Below are 19069 nucleotides of genomic sequence, written 5' to 3'. Positions count from 1 at the left end.
TTTCATCTTCTTCACGCCTCTATCTACAAGATCGAAACAATTAGGTATAATAAGCCAAAGAGAGTACACTATAGTACGAATTGAGGAGGTGTAAACATGCGTACATTCAGAAAAAAGCTGACAGGCAGAGTAAGAAACAAAATCCCTCGTCGCATCAGAGAACGATTCATCAAGAAAGTGACACTGCATGATGTTGAATCATATGAATCCCATTTCATCATCAACCTGACACTGGAAAACTTCATAAAATATAGACTGAAACGCAGGCTGACAATCAAGTGGATTCATGCTGGCATAGAGCATATCCTCAATTACCGTATCGAGCAGAATCGTCTGCGAATCGAGGTGCCCTACTCGATGCTCGATAATATGGACGGACGAATGACTATCCAGCTGAACTTCGGGCAAAAGCAGATGATTGTTGGATCAGACGGAGAGGAAGAACATCAGAACCTATCCTTCTTTTCGAATGGTAAATATTTTAATGTCTCGTCCCAAGGGGGGATAGTGGTTACGCATATGCTGCCGGACTACCGCTTCAATATGACACAGACGGTTGAGGTTGCACATCTGACTGCCGCTTACAATCAACTTGAAGTGACTTTCAAAGAAGCAGTGGATTCAAGTTGCCATCTGGCATTCCTATATCAGAGCAAACTCATAGTACTTCAAAATGTCTCTCTGGATGACGGTGTGCTACGGACGCTACAATTCGGTGCATTGACTGAGGGGCATCCTGCACTCTATCTTCTTAGAAGCAATGAACTGACCCCAATCAGTTATGATGACAAAGCTCTCTCGATGGATACCATGAAGCATGACATTACATATATCCCAGAAGACGGGTACTTGAATGCAGAAATTTCTACCCACGAAATTGAGCTGACGCGGTTCGACACCACTCTTGAAGATGAACATATAAATATGCATTTAACATTCAATTCGACTGTTCTTCTGGATACACTGCTGATTGTTGATACTTCCACAGAAGAAGTGGCATCAGTCCCCTTTGCAACTTCCGGTAATCAATCACAGATGCAGGTGTCTGTCCCACTTTCCGTATTGGTCGATACCATTTCCAGAAAGAAACTGATGCTGCAGACTGGCGGGGCGAAGCCGATCCGTCTCCAGCTGAACATCAGCAATCTCAAGACCATCAGTTTTGATGGGCCTGTCCAGGTGGAATACAATCATGAGATGTTGAAGGTCTCGTTCTATGCCCGGAAGGATGGTTTGCTTGGATTCAACGTGTCGGAGCGTCCTTTAAGACGACAGGTGACACAGATCAATGACTTTACGATCCAAGGCTATATTAAAGGACAGGATGCATTCATAGACGCCACACCCTGCATTTCATTCATCGACCGCTATTCACTCGAATCAGTACGTGTTGAAATAGACAGCCTTTTCCGGATCGATCTCAGATCCATCGACCTGATCGACATCAAAAGCAAAGACAAGACGATCATCGACCTGTTCATTGAAATCGTCCATTCGAATGGTGCTGTACTGAGAAGAGAGAAGATCAAATTCAAAGGATCGGACTATAGGAAGGATACCCACTACGGCAGACATGAAGTGAAAGATTCGTCGGGTAATACACATTACCATCTGATCACTACGACACCTTTTGACAACTTGAAGATCGAGAGCTTCATGATCCCAAGGGACATTAATATCCCTTCCGACACAGATACGAAGGACAACAACATCTGGCTGCTCGGTGAACGGTATGATACTGCACAGGACAATGGCTACGCCATGTTCAATTGGCTGAAGGAAAACACGGATGTCGAGGCCTATTATGTCATCGAAGATACGTCGGAGGACTATCAGAAAATCAGGGACGAAGAGAATGTCCTCCGTTTCGGTTCGAAGGTGCACTTCGATGTCGCTTTTCGTGCCGGCGTGCTGCTTGGTACGCATGACTTGGAGAATCTGCTGCCATACAAGGCAGCTCGCGGGTTCTTCCATTATGAAGATACGGTCAAAGTGTTCCTGCAGCACGGCGTGCTCGGACGTAAACCGGTGGAATACCATCGGAAGTACTATGACCTGCCGTTTGATATATTCATCGTCAGCAGTGAAGCAGAAAAAAGAGATGTCGTCATGAATGCGATGGGCTACCGCGATGAGGAAGTTGCGGTGACGGGACTGGCACGCTTCGATATACTACCTCATGATAATGATCCGAAGGATATCCTGTTGATGCCGACGTGGCGCGACTGGATCAATACGGACGAAGCGTTTCTTGAGAGCGAATACTATGCGCGCTACCACAGTCTCATCCACAATACGCGGCTGAATCGGTTGCTTGAAGAGAACGATGTGCGACTGAACTTCTATCCGCACTACCGCGCGCAAGGGTACTTCAACCATGATCATCTGGATCTAGGTGCCAATATCCGCTTCATCCGCCTCGGCCAGCAGACCGTCCAGGATCTTCTAATTCAGCATGCGCTGCTGATAACCGACTTCTCAAGCGTCAGCTTCGACTTCACCTTGATGAACAAGCCGGTCGCCTACTATCATTTTGATGCGAAACGGTTCTTCAGGCATGGCAGCCTGAGACCTGTATCAGAAACATTCATCGGGGATATCGCACACACGGAGGAAGCACTCGTTGATGCCATAGAAACGTATATAAAAAATGGCTTCCGACCAAAAAATAATGATCTATCCGGTATATTCACATATCGGGATCATAACAACCGCAGACGAATCTATGAAACTGTCATGGACAAAGTAAAAAGGATGGGAGATTAGTCTCCCATCCTTTTGTAGTATACCGATTCAACGAGGCGGCGTGTCGCACTGCCATCGGCATACATATTCCATTTTCTATCGAATACTTCTATTGCTTCCCTATTGAATGTGTCTTCTTTGATGATATCGATGATACCTGATGTGCTCTGGACGACGGGTCCAGGGACAAAGGATGGATAGTCGAACCAGATGCCTCTGTCCCGCGCATACTGCTCGAGGTCATATGGATAGAAGATCATCGGTTTTTTCAGTGTACTGAACTCGAACGGAATCGATGAATAGTCGGTGATCAGAATGTCCGTAATGCTGAGCAGCTCGAAGATATCATATCCCTTTGAGACATCGGTGGCAAAGCCCGTGTTATGGAAGCCTTCAAAATCCACTGCAGGATGCAGATGGATGAGCAGGTGATGATCGTCACCGAGTGATGCGTGCATCGATTCAACATCGAGCGGCAGTGTGCATACTTCAAAATCGTCATCCCGGAACGTCGGTGCGTACAGGATGACCTGCTTCCCTTCCACTTGCGGCAGTCTGCTGCGCATCTTCTTTCTTGCAGCCTGTAGCCGATCCGTCGAATGGAAGAAGTCTGTCCGTGGCACTCCCGTTCTAAGCATATTATCATCCCGGAGTCCGAATGCCGACTTGAATATATCCGCCATGGCATCCGAGCTGACCGCAACCTGATGGAAGCGGCTATAGACACTTCTGAATCGTCTGTGTGCCGATGCCGATCGGTTCTTGATCGTCCTGTCCCTGAGACCGAAAAGCTTGACTGCCCCATTCGCATGCCACAGCTGGATGCATGTCGTTTCTTTTCTGAAGTCGCATGATGCCAGTATGACGTGATAGGAATCCACAAACACCACTTTGGATGTCGCAAGGTGGTAAATGCCCACCACATGATTGCGGATGCGTTTCGGTGAAAACGGGATGACGGACCGTTCGGGTACATTGCGGAAATTGCGTCTGCACCCCGGCTCCTTCAGCACGATGATTCTCGATGATGTCCTGTCCACCACTTTGTTGATCACCTGCTGGATATTGTCACCGAATGCCGACAGCATGACAGTCTTATTCTGGACCGGCAGCATTCTGCAGATGCGGAATATGAGACGTACAGCAATCAGATAGAGTCCGAGGGCTGCTTCCCTAATCATTTCTGTGTGACAGATCCTCTTTTGTCTTGGTCGTGGAAATGCCTCTGGTCCTTGGCAGGTAACGTACTTCGCAGTAGTCCTCGAGGAAGTCGAACTCCCCTTCCCAGTCACCGCCCATGACGAATAGGTCGATATCGTACTTTTTGATATCCTCGATCTTCTGATCCCAGCTGCATTCCGGAATCACTTCATCCACGAAACGGATGGCTTCGAGTATTTCTTTCCGCTGTTCATATGAATAGTATGCCTGCTTGTGCTTCAGTGTATTGAAATCATCTGATGATACTGCCACTGTCAGATGATCGCCAAGTGCCTTTGCACGTCGCAGTATGTTGATATGGCCCATATGTATCAGATCGAATGTGCCATAGGTGATTACTTTTTTCATGGTATGCCCCCCGATATACCCGGTTGATGATATAATTATTTAAGCTATGGTTAATATGGTAAAGATAATGTAAAGATTATACCATAAATGTCCAAATTAATATCAATACAGGTGTGGTGAAAATGAAGCTCATTAAAATGGCAACATTAAAATTGTACAAAATACTATTCCGGATGCTCGGCAGTTCATTCCATAAGGACTACCGCCTGATCATGTTCGAGAGCTTCCTCGGCAAGCAGTACAGCGATAGCCCCCGGGCGATCTACGAGTACATGTCAATCCAGTATCCGGAGTACCGGCTGATGTGGAGTGTCGACCGTAAGCATGCGCGCATATTCAAAGAATACGGCATTCCCTACGTTTCCCGCTTCACACCGAGCTGGATGATCTATATGAACAAGGCAACGCTGTGGGTGACCAACAGCCGCCTGCCGCTATGGATTCCGAAGCCGAAAGGGACAACATACTTGCAGACGTGGCACGGCACACCATTGAAGCGGCTCGGCACGGATATCGATACAGTACATATGCCGGGAACGGATACCGAGAGATACAAACGGAACTTTACAACGGAAGCGTTGAAGTGGGACTACCTTATCTCGCCGAACCGCTATTCTACGGACATATTCAGACGGGCCTTCCAGTTCGACAAGGAGGTGCTTGAGACGGGCTATCCCCGGAACGATCATCTGTTTACAAATAATGACGAGACAACCAGAGAGAACATCAGGAAAAGCCTCGGTCTGCCGGATGATAAGAAGATCATCCTCTACGCACCGACGTGGCGGGATGATTCCTACCATGAGCGGGGAAAGTATAAATTCGATCTGCAGTTTGATACGGAGAAGATGTACCGTGAGCTGTCCGACGACTATGTCATCATTTTGAGACTGCACTATCTGATTGCGGAGAATCTGGACCTATCCCGATTTGAAGGATTCCTGTACGACTTCTCAAAGTATGAGGATATACGCGACCTCTATGTCGTCTCCGACACGCTGATCACGGACTATTCATCGGTCTTCTTCGACTATGCCAACCTCGAGCGTCCGATGATCTTCTATACTTACGATATCGACAACTACCGGGACAAGCTGCGTGGTTTCTATTTCGACTTCGAGCAGGAAGCTCCCGGTCCACTGGTTCAGACGACAGATGCACTCATCGGGGCAATCCACGCTGCCGAAACCGCAAACTTCAACGAGAAGTATGATACGGCTGCCTTCCGGACACAGTACTGTGCTCTTGAGGATGGTAACGCCACAAAGCGCGTCTGTGACGAGATTGTTTGTCATTTAAATGATAAGATTGTATAATTCAACAACGATGAATGAATGGTTGTGAAAAACAGATGAAATCCATATGGATCGTATTGCGTGAACAGCTGTCCCACTTCTATCTGGTGAGACGGCTGTCCATGTATGACATAAAGAGCAAGAACCAGAACAACTACCTTGGTATCGTGTGGGAGATCCTCACACCGCTGATCAGCATATTGATCTACTGGTTCGTATTTGCGACGCTCAGACAGCGGGAGCCGATCGAGATGGGCGGGATGGAAGTGCCCTTCTTCTTCTGGCTGTTCATCGGCTTTGTCGTATGGACATTCTTCTTCCAAGGCAGCATCGAGGCATCGAAGTCGATCTACAAGCGGCTGAAGATGCTGTCGAAGATGAACTTCCCGCTCAGCCTGATCCCGAATATTACGATATTCTCGAAATTCTATACCCATATCCTCATGCTGGTGATTGCGTTCATAGTCTTCCAGTTTGCCGGATACTACATCAACATATACTACGTCCAGCTGCTCTACTTCGTGTTCGGCACCTACGTGCTGGTGTTTTCATTTTCACTGATCACCTCCACACTATCGACACTCGTCCGGGACGTGCACCTGCTGCTCAATTCACTTCTGCGCATGGCACTATACCTTTCCGGCGTACTATGGCCGCTGTCACTGCTGTCCGACTTTCCGACATTAATGCGCATCATGCAGCTGAACCCTTTGATCTATCTGATCGAAGGCTATCGTTCCGTATTTTTCGGTACCGAATGGTATCTCGTCACCCACTGGGAGATGACGCTCTACTTCTGGGGGCTCATTGCCGTGATGCTCGCCATCGGATCAGTGCTCCATATCAAGTTCAGACGGAATTTCATCGACTACCTATAAGAGGGATATAAATGACTAAAGCAATCATCACCAAAAATCTGACCAAACAATACACGCTCTATGACAGCCAAAAGGCGCGCATCGTGGACCTGCTCAGTCCACGCAGCCATGGCCGCACGTTTCATGCGCTGAACGGTGTCGATTTCGAAGCGGATAAGGGAGATGTCGTCGGTTTCATCGGTATCAACGGTTCCGGCAAGTCGACGCTGTCAAACATCATTGCAGGCATTGTGCCAGAATCGGGCGGTGAAGTACACGTCAACGGACAGACAGCCCTGATTGCGGTTGCTTCCGGCCTGAATGATGAGCTTACTGGTCGAGACAATATTGAACTTAAATGTCTGATGCTCGGTTTCTCAAAAAATGAGATCAAGGCACTCGAACCTGACATCATTGCATTCTCGGAACTGGAAAACTTTATCGATCAGCCAGTCAAGTCCTACTCGAGTGGAATGAAGTCCAGGCTTGGTTTTGCCATCAGTGTCAACGTCGACCCGGACATCCTGATCATCGATGAGGCACTGTCCGTCGGCGATAAGGCATTTGCCGAAAAGAGTCTCAAAAAGATGCTCGAATTCAAGGAACAGGGCAAGACGATGGTCTTCGTCAGCCATTCCATCAGCCAGATGAAAAGTTTCTGCGACAAGATCCTGTGGCTCGAATTCGGCCGGGTCAAGGCATTCGGTGAAGTGCGGGATATCCTGCCCCTCTACGAATCGTTCCTATTGAAGTGGCAGGCGATGTCGAAGGAAGAACGCGATGACTACCGCGCGCAGGTGATGAACCGGGATCCGAACGAGTACAACTATAAGCAGTACGGCAACCTCAAGATCCTCGATGATGGAGATGAGCTGTCCGCTGCGCACGGATACACTGTAGAGCCCATCAGCCGACTCGCCCACTTGAAAGCGCACGCTACACATATATATGAAACTCCGGACAGCACTGACAACCTGCTGGATGCTCAAAATTATAAAAACCGGGTATATTATGTTAAAAGGGTCGCAACCTACCAGTTCGAGAACTATTACCTGCTCAGCACAAAGCCCAGTGCCACCGAAGGTGTCATCGGGTGGATCAAAGCCATCGAGACGACCTCCCACGTCCATATCCATGTCGATTACGATCATCAGGACTTCGTTCTGCGTGGCAGAGGCTATGCATCAAGCGCTCCATGGGGCGGACACAGGCAGTATGTGCATGCATCACTGGCGGATCATGCGGATGCTTCATTCACTGCTTCGGAAACAGTACTGATCGGGAACAATGTATGGTACAGAGGATGCATCAAAGGGGAAGATGCGGAAGTCTGGATCCATAGTAACAATGTCATCAGTGGGACACATGATGAACAAAACGCGCGCATTGTCTCCCATCATCAATAAAGGATAATCGGTTTCTGGCCGGTATTTTCCTATGAACAGAGGGGATCGTATGACAGAACAATTTAGGAGCGTCCCAGTTATGGACATCGATTTTACGAATACAACCATGGATGTATTTCTCAATGAAACCATCCATCCATGTCTGACACAGGCACAGAAGTGCTTCATCGTCACTGCCAACCCGGAGATTGTCATGGCCACACGGCACAATGCCCGATTCAAGGAGACCGTCCAGTCTGCCGACCATGTACTGCCGGACGGCATCGGCATCATCAATGCGGCCAAGATGCAAGGCACACCGATTGATGAACGGATATGCGGTGTCGATGTCATGCACCACCTGCTCGCCCATGCTGCAGAGAACGGCTATAGTGTATTCTTCATCGGTGCACAGGAAGCTTCAAATAAAAAAGCGGTCGAAAAAGCACGGGAGAAGTATCCAGGATTGATCGTCGCAGGCAGATCACACGGCTACGCAGATCTCTACGATGAAGCATTCGTCAGAACCGTCGTCGAGGCGAAGCCTGATATCATCCTTGTCGCACTTGGCATGATGAAACAGGAAGGCTGGATCAGAGATCACATCGACCGGTTCGACAAAGGGGTATTCATGGGCGTCGGGGGCAGTTTTGATGTTCTGTCAGGCACGGCAAAGCGTGCACCATCCATCTGGATCCGATTCCAGCTCGAATGGCTGTACCGACTGATCAGACAGCCGAAACGCATCATACGTGTCGTAAAAGCCGGCCAGTTCATGCTGCTGCATGTCCCGATCATCCACAAGATCGGCAAAGTCATCGGCTACAATAAAAGCAGATCACGCAAGAAGCGCTGAGAATAATTTCTCAGCGCTTCTTTATGTCTATCGTATTCATATGTGCTTCCCTCAACGTCAACATGTAGGCCGTCAGGACGAAGAACAGGACAATTGGTGAAAAGTAGACGAACATGAACAGATAGTTGTATTCGAACATGCCGATCAATAGATAGGCCGTCATGAACAGGGAGATGCTCAGCGTATATTTCGTAATGGACAAGAGCCATATGGCACCGAGCACCAGGATGAACAGAATTACCGCAATGATGCCGTAGCGTCCAAGTGTATCAAACAGAATATTGTGCGCATGTGGAAAGTCCGAAAAATTGAAGTAACTGTGCCCTTCTCCAAACCACCGTTTATTATGCCAGACCGTCGCCCATAGTTCATAGCGTATAGACGTTAAAGCATTCCAGCTGAATGAACCATCGTTGAGACTAAGGCTTGATCCGATGAAGAACTGATAGATGCGTCCTGCAAATAGAATTAAACTTGCAACTGCAGCACCGATTGCTGCGCCAAGGAAGTATTTTTTCTGCCTCTTTGGTGTATGGTACAGGTTGATCCAGGCAAGCTGGAAAGCTGCAAGCAACAGAAACGTCCCCATTGCTGTCCGGCTTGTCGTAATCAGGCTGAGCAGCAGAAAGGACGGTAGCATATAAAGAATCATGGCCCGATTCGTTCGTGGTACAATCAGGAAACCCGCAGTGACCACCATTACCAATGTTGACCCTGATTCATTGAGCGTGTAGTCGACGATAAGCAGAGACGGCAGACTGATCAGTGCAGCGAGCACCAGGTATATGATCAGCTGCTTCGGTATTTTATAGAAGAGGATGACTGTCACCATCAGCAGTATCAAAACTTCAGTGAAGACGAAATGGTCGGCGATGAACATACTCAAAAATACGAAGGCGATATAGAGTCCCCACAGAGTGAGGAAAGCTTTTCTCAGCGGTGTCCATGAAAATGTGGAGTTTTTGTAGAGATAGGCAAGAATTGCGCCCAGTATCAGAATCATGAATGGATCCTGTGAAGACACCATACTTTGTATACCACGATAGTCGATCATGACGACATTTGTCGTAATGAACAGCAGCGTAAAAATCGCGATGAATAAGAGTGCTTCGTAAGTGAAGTATGAACGATGCATGTCGATTCTTGCCATAACTGAACCTCTCCCATTCTTCTGATACGTCATTTTAGCATGAAACGATTATAAAAGTATCTGAAAAGACAAAAGACCAATTTATTATTAACTTCTCTCATACCCATGATGCCACTGATATATTACAGAACATCTCAGATCAGTTTAAGATAAAATTAAAATAGCAGTATAACTATCCTGATAGAATGTTTCCATCAATTTCCATAATTTTTAATGGAAATCCTTTATTCATTTCTGAATTTATAGTTTAATGGTAATAATGATTCAGATTGATATCCTAACAATCATTGATGGAGGATGTTATGAAACTGTTATACATAGTCTATTTCAACGCACCGATGGGTGGTCTGCATGAAAACGTATTTGCCTCTGCACTGTATATGAAAAAGCAGAAGTGTGAAGTCCATGTTGTACTGAAACCCGGGCTGCTACAGAAGCGAATGGAAAGCCAGGGGATTAATACGATACCTACAGATTTTTCGAGTCCGGAGGATACTGTAGCGCTTATAGAAGATACAGATGTCTATTTTGATCTGATCCATTTCCATCCAGGCCCTTCGAAACATTCCGCTCTAATGTACGGCAGAAAGCACAATGTTCCTATAATCGAGACCTATCATGGGATGTGGCATGATGAATTGAGAAAGCATATTGATCAACTGAACGCAGTTATAACAGTATCAGAAGGCATCAAAGCAAACCTGCAGAGCAAAGTTAAAAAACATCATGAAAAATATTATGTCATGCCTAATGGATACGATAGAAAACTTTTCAAAAGGCCAAAATTCTACAATAGATCCTCAAGTGAACTGAACATTGGGTTGATCACCCGTTTTGATCAGGATAAACAGTTCATCATTGATATCATGCTTCTGGCGGTCAATCACATCGGGCATAAGAAGAATATGAAATTGAATATTCATATCGTCGGTGATGGTACATTCAAGGATGATTTCATAAACTTATGCAAGCAGTTTCTGCAGAACAGCCAGCATCAGGTCGAGTTCAAAGGATGGCTGGTGGATAAGCAGCTGAAAAAAGCATATCTCGATTGCGATATCATCATCGCGCCTGGCAGATCTGCCATAGAAGGAATGGCGTGCGGCAAACCCGTAATCGCAGTCGGCAGTAAAAATTACATTGGATTGATCAATCACGATAACTGGCAATCGGGTGTACATAACAACTTCGGTGGTGCAGGCTACAAGTTTAAGAATTATCAAGTTGGCAGTATAGAAAGTGATCTCGATTATCTATTTGATTATCCGGAGAGAATCAGGTCTGTAGGTGAGTTTTCATACAAGATCGCTTCACAGTTCTTCGATGCAGAAGCGATCAATAGAAACCTCTTCAATATATACAGAATCGTACTGCAGGAAGATGCGTTGAGAAAAGCCGCTGTGGAATAGTCTACAGTCTATATAACAAGTTGCAAAGTACCTGATTGGATATACTTCCTTCAAAATAGACACTTAACAGTGATAACTTTGAAGGAAGTTTTTCTATGCTAAAAAAACATGTTAATAAAGAATCCATTTATATTATTAACTAATGATACCTTCACATTTTTTTACATATTGATTAAATCCATACTGTAACTTACAATAAATATAAATTAATCGGTTATGAGGGATAATTTTGAAAACTTTATATGTTATACCTATTGTTTTATCTTTTATACTGGCTTATGTTCTTTTTAACACTTATACAGAAGTTTCTAAAATCAACCAATCCGTTAGTGATCTAAATGATGAAAAAGAGGAATTAGACAAGTCAATTTCAATGACTGCTGAAGCTCTAGAAAATAGAGAGTCTGAGATTACTAATACAGATTTCTATCCTTCAGACTATGATGAAGAAGCACCGGTAAGTGCGAATGAGAATACTGTATCGAAAAACACAGTAGAAAACTCTATTAACGATGAATTATCAATTGAAGAAACTCCTCAAGAAATCACAGATAGTAATTATTCGGATGCTGAGCAATGCATCATGTCTCAATTGACTGAGTGCGAAAATGTGCCAATGAACCAACAATTCGAAGCTTATAAGAGTCTAGTGGCTGAAAATATATTACCTCAAGCACCAGGCAGTGGATGCTTGGAGTGCGCTGTCAAATATTCTTTTGAAGTTCTAGATAGCAAAGAAAATGATAATACAGCAGATTTTGACCTATCTATCAATTTACAAGAGACTGAGACCTTTATCACAAATTATTTATTTGATCTCCCAAATTACTATAATGGTATTGATGATATTGCGTTAGATTACATACAACAAAGGTCGCAAGCATATAATACTGTTCTTTCAAATTTTGAAAGTGGATATTTTTCAGATCATATGACATATTCTGTCCTAGTAGATAACGTAGAACAGGTGTCTGACACTTCAGCAAATGCTTACGTATACCGAGAATATTCACATGACAATTCAAATGGTGTTTATGAGGTCTATGTAATGTATGAGATCGTAAAGAAAGATGATCAAATATATATATCGAGCTATACAGAGTTGGAAAATCTACCTGTTGATTAGAAGAAAGGAATAATCATGACCAAAAAAGCGATAAATTTAACACTAATCATATCTTTACTCTTAGTTATATTGATTGTGATTGCTTACCAAACCCAACCTGGAACAATTGAGAAGCATCAATCTCAATTGCAAATCGCTTATAACGATATAGACTTAAGGAAGAATTACTATAATGCTTTGGAGGAATTAAATAGTACAAATGAACTTCTCAGCAGTACTACATTACGAAATAGGAAAGAAGATAAGATACTTGAACTAAAAAGAACAGTATCTGAATCTGCAGATGTCGCATTTGATTTTTATCAATCATCCCTACATAGCGAAGATAATCAATACTATTTTTTAAATTATAGTGCTATGGACTACCCTTTATTGGTAGAAACTTTAAAAGATAACCACTCCATGTATATAGAGCTTATTGCTGATCACATTCCATATAGGATGGAGTATGAGCATAGGTACCATACTGAAAGCTATGAAGAATATTTAGAGGCACTCACTGACGCTGAAGAAGCAAGAACATCAAATAATACCCTGCAACTTAATACGAGTATAGATAAGATGGAACTAGCCACTCATTCGATGAATTGATGAAAAGGAGACTGTTATGAAAGAACAAATATATTTTTTAAAAATCGTAAGATACTTTTTTTTGATATTATTTATTGCAGCTATTGGAATGGGTACTTATCATCTGTTTGTTTATGAACAAAGTGAATCGTATTATGGGACCAGTAGAAATGCTTATGTTGGTGGTGACGCATATAACTACATTATCAACACAACCAGAGCCACTGCTTATTATGTAGCCGGTTTCGGATCCTTGATTGTAGTTTTTCTAAACGAAATTCTCATTACTATCTTATCCAGAACTATCCAAGAACATTCCAATGATATACTAGACCAATTGGACAGTGGCGATAGAATAACTGAGATTAGAAATGGGCTTAACTAAATCAAAAGAAATAGTTTAAAACATAAAACAGAGGGCGTTGGAAATTACCAATGCCCTCTGTTTTAGTACTACTACTATTTTACAAGAAGTTGTTCAAGCTTCTCTATATTATTCTCCCAGAGAAACTTCTCATCAAGCAGAACTTTGGAGTTTCTACGGTATGTCTCTTCTCGTTCTGCGTTGCTTCTGATTCCCGCTATTGCATTCACAATTTCTTCAGCTGTCGCTTTTTCTTTTGCAAACCCAACCTCATAGTTGTTGATCATCTGGTTCGTATAGCCTCCGAGATTAGTCACTACCGGAATCCCACAACCAATTCCGTCAATAATCTTACCCGGCAGTACATTCAGGAAAACATCACTTTCTTTCAGCAAAGAAAGTTGTACGCTGTGGCGACGGATCATATCGAGACATTCCTCACGGCTTTTCTCATTGTACGTATGGATATATTTGAATTTATGCTTCTTTATGTAGTCATTGAATTTATGCGCATTGACACCATAACCGACTACATTGAATATGATCTGCCGCTCTTCAAGCAGATGGGCCACATCTATCAGTTGCTCATAGCTCTGGGCAAAACCGATATTGCCAGTATAGATGACTTTGAATTCCTCAGGTACGGACTTGAAATCGACCTCATCTTCAGTAAAACCATTCGGTATGAATAATTGTTTTTTCAATGGCACCATCCTGGCAATATGTGCGCGAAACCCTTCGTTGTTGATGATAATATTATCGGCTTTCTGGTACATCCGCTTCTCCATGAACTTTAAGATTGGATAGATCCTATCAATATTGATCTTCTCAATGTCCCGGACACTGTCCGGCCACAGATCGCGGACTTCGAGTATTCTACGTGTCGATTCGATCTTCTTCTGGAAAAAGAAAGCGGACCAGGGAATGAATATATTCGGTGTCGTTACATATACGACATCATACTCATGCTGGTACTGGCGGACATAGGTCCTGACCTTATACGAAAGCTCAAGATAATAGAGCATCCGTGAGACCATGGACTTCCCCTGCTTATTACTCCGCATTTTTAATCTCAATATATCGTTCGAATCATTGATCTTTGGTTCATTCCAGTACTTGTCGTCCTGATACATTTTGGCATTCGGGTATGTCGGATGGGTGGTAAGTACTGTGACATCATGATTTTTTGACAGCTGTATGTACAGATTCTTGAATCTATTTGCACCCGAACCAATTTCGGGGTAGAAGTTTTGTGTAATAAGTAATATTTTCATTGAGTCACCTTTAAAGTATTTTAATATTATACAAGCAACTAGAATTGTAACATAACGAGGACATATACTTGTCACATCAATGGGAAATGAAAAAAAGAAAGGCCCTGAGAAAGCTTTTTATCATAAAAACTTCCTCAGGGCTCGGTTAGATAAATAAATTTTAACGTCCTGTATCCTTCAACTCATCCATCAGATCCTCCCTGACGATAGGACCTAAAGACTCGGCATAGCTTCTCGACATATGGAATCCGTCAAAGTATACGATCCGCTTTCCGATGATGGCTGGACAGCTGCCGTCCGGACAGAAATACTCCGAATAATCATATTCAGTGACATTGGAGGGTTTGTTCTCTACTCCCTCCCATTTGCTTGGCTGAGGGACATACTCCTGGGCGTCAACGGAACACTCTTCCCGGTCTATATTCCGAGGATTTGCACACATACTCATATCGAACAGGGGACGTGGATTATTCCTGATACCGAATATTTCAAGATCGTGGGTTTCCAACTCCCTGTACAGTTCAACCCGCTCAGGCTCGACTTCTGGAGATGCCGGTGTCCCTAAATCCGTATTCACGATGACCAGGTCTGGCTGGAGCTCGATGACCTTCTCTTTGGCCATCTTGTTCCACTCGGGGCAATACTCCGACATCTCCTCTCCAATGCCTTCCCCGTTGAAACGGCAGCTTATTTTGGTGATGTTGTATATCTTGATGTTTTCTTCTTCTGCGAAGGTCTGGAGTGTGCTCAGCCAAGGGACAACATGGGAGCCGCCCACCAGCACCACTTCGTATTCCGGATTTTCCAATTCACCGTATTCGCATACCGGCAAATCTTCCGAACCATCTTCATGATGACACCCAACTTCGTAGGTGATTGCCATATTGATATCCAGATTCGCAGGACTGGGCAGCAATTCGGTGTTTGCATCATAGGGGATGTCCATGCCGTTCACCACTGCCATCGCTCCTGGAAACTCCTCCGACCACCCTGCCGTGCTCTCGTCCACATCATCTTTGATCGAACTGCTCCAAACTGTGTTGGCTATGAAAACGGGGGCCGTCACAATAACTAATGCAGCAATTGCCTTGGAAGGATAACGATTCTTTTCCTTGATGCTTCTGATCGGTTTCTCGATCACATTGGTCACTGCCCAGGATAGCATGAATGATACCAGAATAATAAGGATGCCATGGAGGACCGGTACATTCCTTGTTTCCATGAGTGCATAATAGAATGCCAGTATTGGCCAATGCCATAAATACAGACCATATGAGTAGCCACCCAGCTTCAACATGGGTCTGGAACCCAGGAACTTTTCCACTCCGAATCTTGTCGGATTTTCTCCGGCTGCCAGGACAAGTACGGCTGCCAGTACGGGCCAGAGTGCGATAAATCCGGGGAACTGTCCACCCACATCAAGCAGAATGCCGCAGCTGACAAGTGCGATGAAACCGACCCAGCCCGCTACACTGCTTATCCCGGGCGAGAGCCTGATCCTGGTAATGACTAGGAACAGTATGCCGCCAAGCGCAAACTCCCATACTCTCGCTCCAGTGTCGAAATAGGCCCATGGCTGGTTTGAACCAGTAATATAGATCGAATAGCTCAAGGATGCTGCCGTCAGAACCGCCAGAATGATGAATAGTGTTTTTCTAATATCCCTGGTAAACTTCTGACTGATCCAAAGCGCGGATATGATGATAAAGAACCAGATGATATAGAACTGTCCCTGGATGCTCATGGCCCAAAAGTGCTGTACAGGACTCTTTTCATTGCTCTGGTCCAGATAATCGGTATTCGATAAAGCAAGCTGCCAGTTCTCAAAATAGAAAATTGAAGCAAATACTTCTCTTATCGTCTGGTTCCATTGAACTTCAGGAAGCAGGAAATAACCCGCTATGACAACGGTAAGCAGTACAGTGAAGGCAGCAGGAAGCAGACGCTTTGCAAGTCCCAGTATGAATTCGAAGAAATTGACTGTACCATCTCTCCCTGCTTTCGATAAAAGGGAAGCGGTAATGAGAAAACCGGATACTACGAAGAATACATCCACACCGCCGGATACCCTTTGCATCCATATATGATAAATCGCTACAAGCAGGGCTGCTACAATACGCAAGCCTTCGATTTCTGGTCTGAACTGCTTTTTCTCTCTATACATCTTCATATTTGATTTTGACATAATATGACCCTCTTTAAAGTTTTATAAAAACTCGATCTGCCATTACATCATGGGTGGTCGGGTACCCAGGCGTCCTTGATTTGTAGAATCCAATTCTCTTTTGCCACGCTGTCCTTCTGCTTAATTTTTTAAATATTATGAAAAATGTAATATGTCTTTTTAAATATATATAATAATGTGCAAGTAAGCAACTAAAATTTGAAAGTATTTCATTTGGGAATACTATATGATTATTACATATACTGGCGTATAATGAACAATTGAAATTCAAAACAGGAGACGCTTTCATGTATAAAATCATAGATTTAGAGAAAAGATTCCGTCCTGAGATTGAAGGATTACGTATCATTGCTGCGTTGCTGGTTGCGATCTACCATATATGGTTCGGACGTATATCTGGTGGTGTAGACGTTTTTTTCGTCATTTCAGGTTTCCTGATTACCACATCTATAATTTCCCGCTACAACAAGACTGGAGAATTTAAATTCTTCCCCTACATATCCAATCTTTTGAAACGCCTCCTGCCTTCGGTTCTGACCGTCGTACTGACCATCATTGTACTGAGTATATTCTTCTTGCCAAGAACAATACTTGAAAAGACTTTCAACGAAACCATTGCTTCCCTGCTCTACTATCAGAATTGGCAGCTTGCCCTGTCCAGTACCGACTATCTGGATCGGGAGCAGATGAAGACACCCCTGGAACACTTCTGGGCGATGTCCATCCAGAGACAGTTCTACCTGATCTGGTTCGTTGTCTTCTCATTCATTTTCTTCATATTGAAGCGGAAGATGAAACGAAATGGTCGTAGACTGATCAACACTGTGCTCGGACTGATGTTCATCCTCTCTCTCGGCTATTCGATATACCTGACTGAAGTCAATCAGCCGTGGGCCTATTTTGACGTCAGTACGAGAGTATGAGAATTTTCACTCGGCGGTCTTTTAGCCGTCAACCTTTCGAGAATCTCAATACCCGGTATACTCGGTGATATCCTCGGCTGGCTTGGCCTGATCGGCCTGATTCTGACAGGCATCCTCTTTGATGTCTCGTCCATGTTCCCGGGTTACATTGCCCTATGGCCGATGCTCTGTGCCGTAGTCATACTGCTGTCAGGCAACCTGGATACGAAATACGGCGTAAAGTCCTTCCTCGCCAGACCATGGATGATGAAGGCAGGCGGACTCGCCTTCGGCCTCTATCTATGGCATTGGGTACTGCTATCTTTCTATCAGTTTCATAACGAAAACGTTCCAAGCATATGGGTTGGCGTAAGCATCATCATCCTTTCCTTCCTGCTGTCATGGCTAGTGACACGCTTCATAGAGAAGCCAATCCGGTCCATGCAGATCGGTTTCCGGCCACTCGGTCTGCTTGCAGCCGGACTGGTCATAAACTTGACCATTGCATTCAGCCTATATCATCAATATGAGGCAAGCCTGCCATCGTTTGATGGTGACTTGGATATAAGTGAACATCCCGGTGCGATAATGATCAAGGAGAACATGGTTGCCGATGACGAAGAAACAGATTATATTCCTGCACCCGCCCAAGCCATGGAAGACCTGGCCGATTCCTACGAAGACAAAGTGAATCAGACAAGCACTAATGGCACATTGATTACAGAAATGTACGGTGTTCAGGAAGGTTATGAACACACCGTCGTCCTTGCTGGAAGTTCCCACTCTGCTCACTGGCTTGGCGCATTACAGCAGTTCGCCGAAGAGGAGAACGTCAGAATCATCAATATGACCCAGATCGGCAGCCGCTTCTCAACTGCCCATCCGGACGGCCCTCAGCAGCAGTGGAATGAAAACGCAATCGAGTACTTGAGGGAGAACAGCAGTCAAATAGATCTGGTTGTTGCCACTGCCGATATCGGCCTTGCCGATTACGCAGAAGTGCCTGAAGGCATGCGGGAACAGCTTAACAAGATTGGTGACGACGTCGGTATCCCTGTCCTCGCCATACGGGACAATCAACGTTTTGGGTTCAATATACCTGAATACCTCGAGCAGTATGGTTATGAAGCGACCAAAGAGGAAATGCTCAGCATTGAACCGATCAGTGAAACCATGCCTTGGTCACTTGTTGAAAACAAATCTCCGAATGTTCATCCCGTGGATTATACAGAATACTTCAAGGTCGATGATGAGTATGAACCGGTTATCGGAAATGTTCTGGTCTACTATGATGGGGGGCATATCAATAACACCTATTCAACAACAATGGGGCCGGTGTTGAGAGAAGATATCATGAATATTATCGAATAGAAAAAAAGCGC

16 protein-coding genes are annotated in these 19069 nt (G+C 44.6%); 11 read left to right on the top strand and 5 right to left on the bottom strand.

Translation table 11 applies throughout. The annotated features are described in order from the left end of the window. Window positions 1-96 precede the first annotated feature (96 nt). Window positions 97-2766 (top strand): CDP-glycerol glycerophosphotransferase family protein, encoded by a 2670-nt coding sequence (locus GQ671_RS06695; RefSeq protein ID WP_160654534.1) that lies wholly within the window; start codon window positions 97-99, stop codon window positions 2764-2766. On the opposite strand, the gene GQ671_RS06690 is transcribed toward GQ671_RS06695, so the two are convergent. Both GQ671_RS06690 and tagD read right to left on the bottom strand, forming a co-directional pair. Further along, on the bottom strand, window positions 2763-3926 hold the full coding sequence (locus GQ671_RS06690; RefSeq protein WP_160654530.1) for a CDP-glycerol glycerophosphotransferase family protein: 1164 nt from the start codon (window positions 3924-3926) through the stop codon (window positions 2763-2765). The two genes, GQ671_RS06695 and GQ671_RS06690, sit on opposite strands and share 4 nt — an antisense overlap. Further along, a complete protein-coding gene (gene tagD, locus GQ671_RS06685) occupies window positions 3919-4314 on the bottom strand; it encodes a glycerol-3-phosphate cytidylyltransferase (protein ID WP_160654527.1) in 396 nt (131 codons plus the stop codon). Before tagD ends, GQ671_RS06690 begins: the two co-directional genes overlap by 8 nt. Window positions 4315-4451: 137 nt before the next feature. Here tagD and GQ671_RS06680 point away from each other — a divergent pair, with 137 nt between their 5' ends. From GQ671_RS06680 to GQ671_RS06665, 4 genes are all read left to right on the top strand, one after another. Then, the gene (locus GQ671_RS06680; RefSeq protein ID WP_281354837.1) at window positions 4452-5630 is read left to right on the top strand and encodes a CDP-glycerol glycerophosphotransferase family protein; all 1179 of its coding nucleotides are present in this window, start codon (window positions 4452-4454) and stop codon (window positions 5628-5630) included. A 35-nt stretch (window positions 5631-5665) separates the two neighbouring features. Further along, window positions 5666-6487 (top strand): ABC transporter permease, encoded by an 822-nt coding sequence (locus GQ671_RS06675; RefSeq protein ID WP_160655051.1) that lies wholly within the window; start codon window positions 5666-5668, stop codon window positions 6485-6487. Between the two features lie 11 nt (window positions 6488-6498). Then, window positions 6499-7872, top strand: coding sequence for a teichoic acids export ABC transporter ATP-binding subunit TagH (gene tagH, locus GQ671_RS06670; protein ID WP_160654521.1), 1374 nt, complete (start codon window positions 6499-6501; stop codon window positions 7870-7872). 79 nt (window positions 7873-7951) lie between these two features. After that, complete coding sequence (locus tag GQ671_RS06665; protein ID WP_246153186.1) at window positions 7952-8707, top strand: WecB/TagA/CpsF family glycosyltransferase; 756 nt, start codon at window positions 7952-7954, stop codon at window positions 8705-8707. Window positions 8708-8717: 10 nt separating this feature from the next. Here the strand turns inward: GQ671_RS06665 and GQ671_RS06660 are convergent, their stop codons facing one another. Next, a complete protein-coding gene (locus tag GQ671_RS06660; RefSeq protein WP_246153185.1) occupies window positions 8718-9857 on the bottom strand; it encodes an O-antigen ligase family protein in 1140 nt (379 codons plus the stop codon). A 302-nt stretch (window positions 9858-10159) separates the two neighbouring features. Between GQ671_RS06660 and GQ671_RS06655 the strand changes: the two genes are divergently transcribed. From GQ671_RS06655 to GQ671_RS06640, 4 genes are all read left to right on the top strand, one after another. Continuing rightward, on the top strand, window positions 10160-11266 hold the full coding sequence (locus GQ671_RS06655) for a glycosyltransferase family 4 protein (protein ID WP_160654515.1): 1107 nt from the start codon (window positions 10160-10162) through the stop codon (window positions 11264-11266). Window positions 11267-11495: 229 nt separating this feature from the next. Further along, window positions 11496-12392 carry a hypothetical protein gene (locus GQ671_RS06650; RefSeq protein WP_160654511.1) on the top strand — a complete coding sequence of 299 codons (897 nt, stop codon included), beginning with the start codon at window positions 11496-11498 and terminating at the stop codon, window positions 12390-12392. 15 nt (window positions 12393-12407) lie between these two features. Next, window positions 12408-12983 (top strand): hypothetical protein, encoded by a 576-nt coding sequence (locus tag GQ671_RS06645; RefSeq protein WP_160654509.1) that lies wholly within the window; start codon window positions 12408-12410, stop codon window positions 12981-12983. A gap of 16 nt (window positions 12984-12999) precedes the next feature. Then, on the top strand, window positions 13000-13347 hold the full coding sequence (locus tag GQ671_RS06640) for a hypothetical protein (RefSeq protein ID WP_160654507.1): 348 nt from the start codon (window positions 13000-13002) through the stop codon (window positions 13345-13347). 74 nt (window positions 13348-13421) lie between these two features. Here the strand turns inward: GQ671_RS06640 and GQ671_RS06635 are convergent, their stop codons facing one another. Then, window positions 13422-14600, bottom strand: coding sequence for a glycosyltransferase family 4 protein (locus GQ671_RS06635; protein WP_160654504.1), 1179 nt, complete (start codon window positions 14598-14600; stop codon window positions 13422-13424). Between the two features lie 160 nt (window positions 14601-14760). Continuing rightward, window positions 14761-16785 (bottom strand): acyltransferase family protein, encoded by a 2025-nt coding sequence (locus GQ671_RS06630; protein ID WP_160654502.1) that lies wholly within the window; start codon window positions 16783-16785, stop codon window positions 14761-14763. Between the two features lie 287 nt (window positions 16786-17072). Here GQ671_RS06630 and GQ671_RS12990 point away from each other — a divergent pair, with 287 nt between their 5' ends. Both GQ671_RS12990 and GQ671_RS12985 read left to right on the top strand, forming a co-directional pair. Beyond that, on the top strand, window positions 17073-17708 hold the full coding sequence (locus GQ671_RS12990) for an acyltransferase family protein (protein ID WP_246153184.1): 636 nt from the start codon (window positions 17073-17075) through the stop codon (window positions 17706-17708). 132 nt (window positions 17709-17840) lie between these two features. Beyond that, window positions 17841-19058, top strand: coding sequence for an acyltransferase family protein (locus GQ671_RS12985; protein WP_246153183.1), 1218 nt, complete (start codon window positions 17841-17843; stop codon window positions 19056-19058). Window positions 19059-19069 lie beyond the last annotated feature (11 nt).

Source organism: Salinicoccus hispanicus, assembly GCF_009831115.1.
Lineage (GTDB): Bacteria > Bacillota > Bacilli > Staphylococcales > Salinicoccaceae > Salinicoccus > Salinicoccus hispanicus.
The sequence above is the reverse complement of the archived record's forward strand: the minus strand, read 5'-3'. Positions and strand labels throughout refer to the sequence as shown.

Coding starts and splice junctions, on each gene's coding strand:
- tagD (WP_160654527.1), bottom strand. CDS start 4,314: ATGAAAAAAGTAATCACCTATGGCACATTCGATCTGATACATATGGGC.
- GQ671_RS06640 (WP_160654507.1), top strand. CDS start 13,000: ATGAAAGAACAAATATATTTTTTAAAAATCGTAAGATACTTTTTTTTG.
- tagH (WP_160654521.1), top strand. CDS start 6,499: ATGACTAAAGCAATCATCACCAAAAATCTGACCAAACAATACACGCTC.
- GQ671_RS06630 (WP_160654502.1), bottom strand. CDS start 16,785: ATGTCAAAATCAAATATGAAGATGTATAGAGAGAAAAAGCAGTTCAGA.
- GQ671_RS06660 (WP_246153185.1), bottom strand. CDS start 9,857: ATGGCAAGAATCGACATGCATCGTTCATACTTCACTTACGAAGCACTC.
- GQ671_RS06675 (WP_160655051.1), top strand. CDS start 5,666: ATGAAATCCATATGGATCGTATTGCGTGAACAGCTGTCCCACTTCTAT.
- GQ671_RS12990 (WP_246153184.1), top strand. CDS start 17,073: ATGTATAAAATCATAGATTTAGAGAAAAGATTCCGTCCTGAGATTGAA.
- GQ671_RS06655 (WP_160654515.1), top strand. CDS start 10,160: ATGAAACTGTTATACATAGTCTATTTCAACGCACCGATGGGTGGTCTG.
- GQ671_RS06680 (WP_281354837.1), top strand. CDS start 4,452: ATGGCAACATTAAAATTGTACAAAATACTATTCCGGATGCTCGGCAGT.
- GQ671_RS06645 (WP_160654509.1), top strand. CDS start 12,408: ATGACCAAAAAAGCGATAAATTTAACACTAATCATATCTTTACTCTTA.
- GQ671_RS06665 (WP_246153186.1), top strand. CDS start 7,952: ATGGACATCGATTTTACGAATACAACCATGGATGTATTTCTCAATGAA.
- GQ671_RS06690 (WP_160654530.1), bottom strand. CDS start 3,926: ATGATTAGGGAAGCAGCCCTCGGACTCTATCTGATTGCTGTACGTCTC.
- GQ671_RS06635 (WP_160654504.1), bottom strand. CDS start 14,600: ATGAAAATATTACTTATTACACAAAACTTCTACCCCGAAATTGGTTCG.
- GQ671_RS12985 (WP_246153183.1), top strand. CDS start 17,841: ATGTTCCCGGGTTACATTGCCCTATGGCCGATGCTCTGTGCCGTAGTC.
- GQ671_RS06695 (WP_160654534.1), top strand. CDS start 97: ATGCGTACATTCAGAAAAAAGCTGACAGGCAGAGTAAGAAACAAAATC.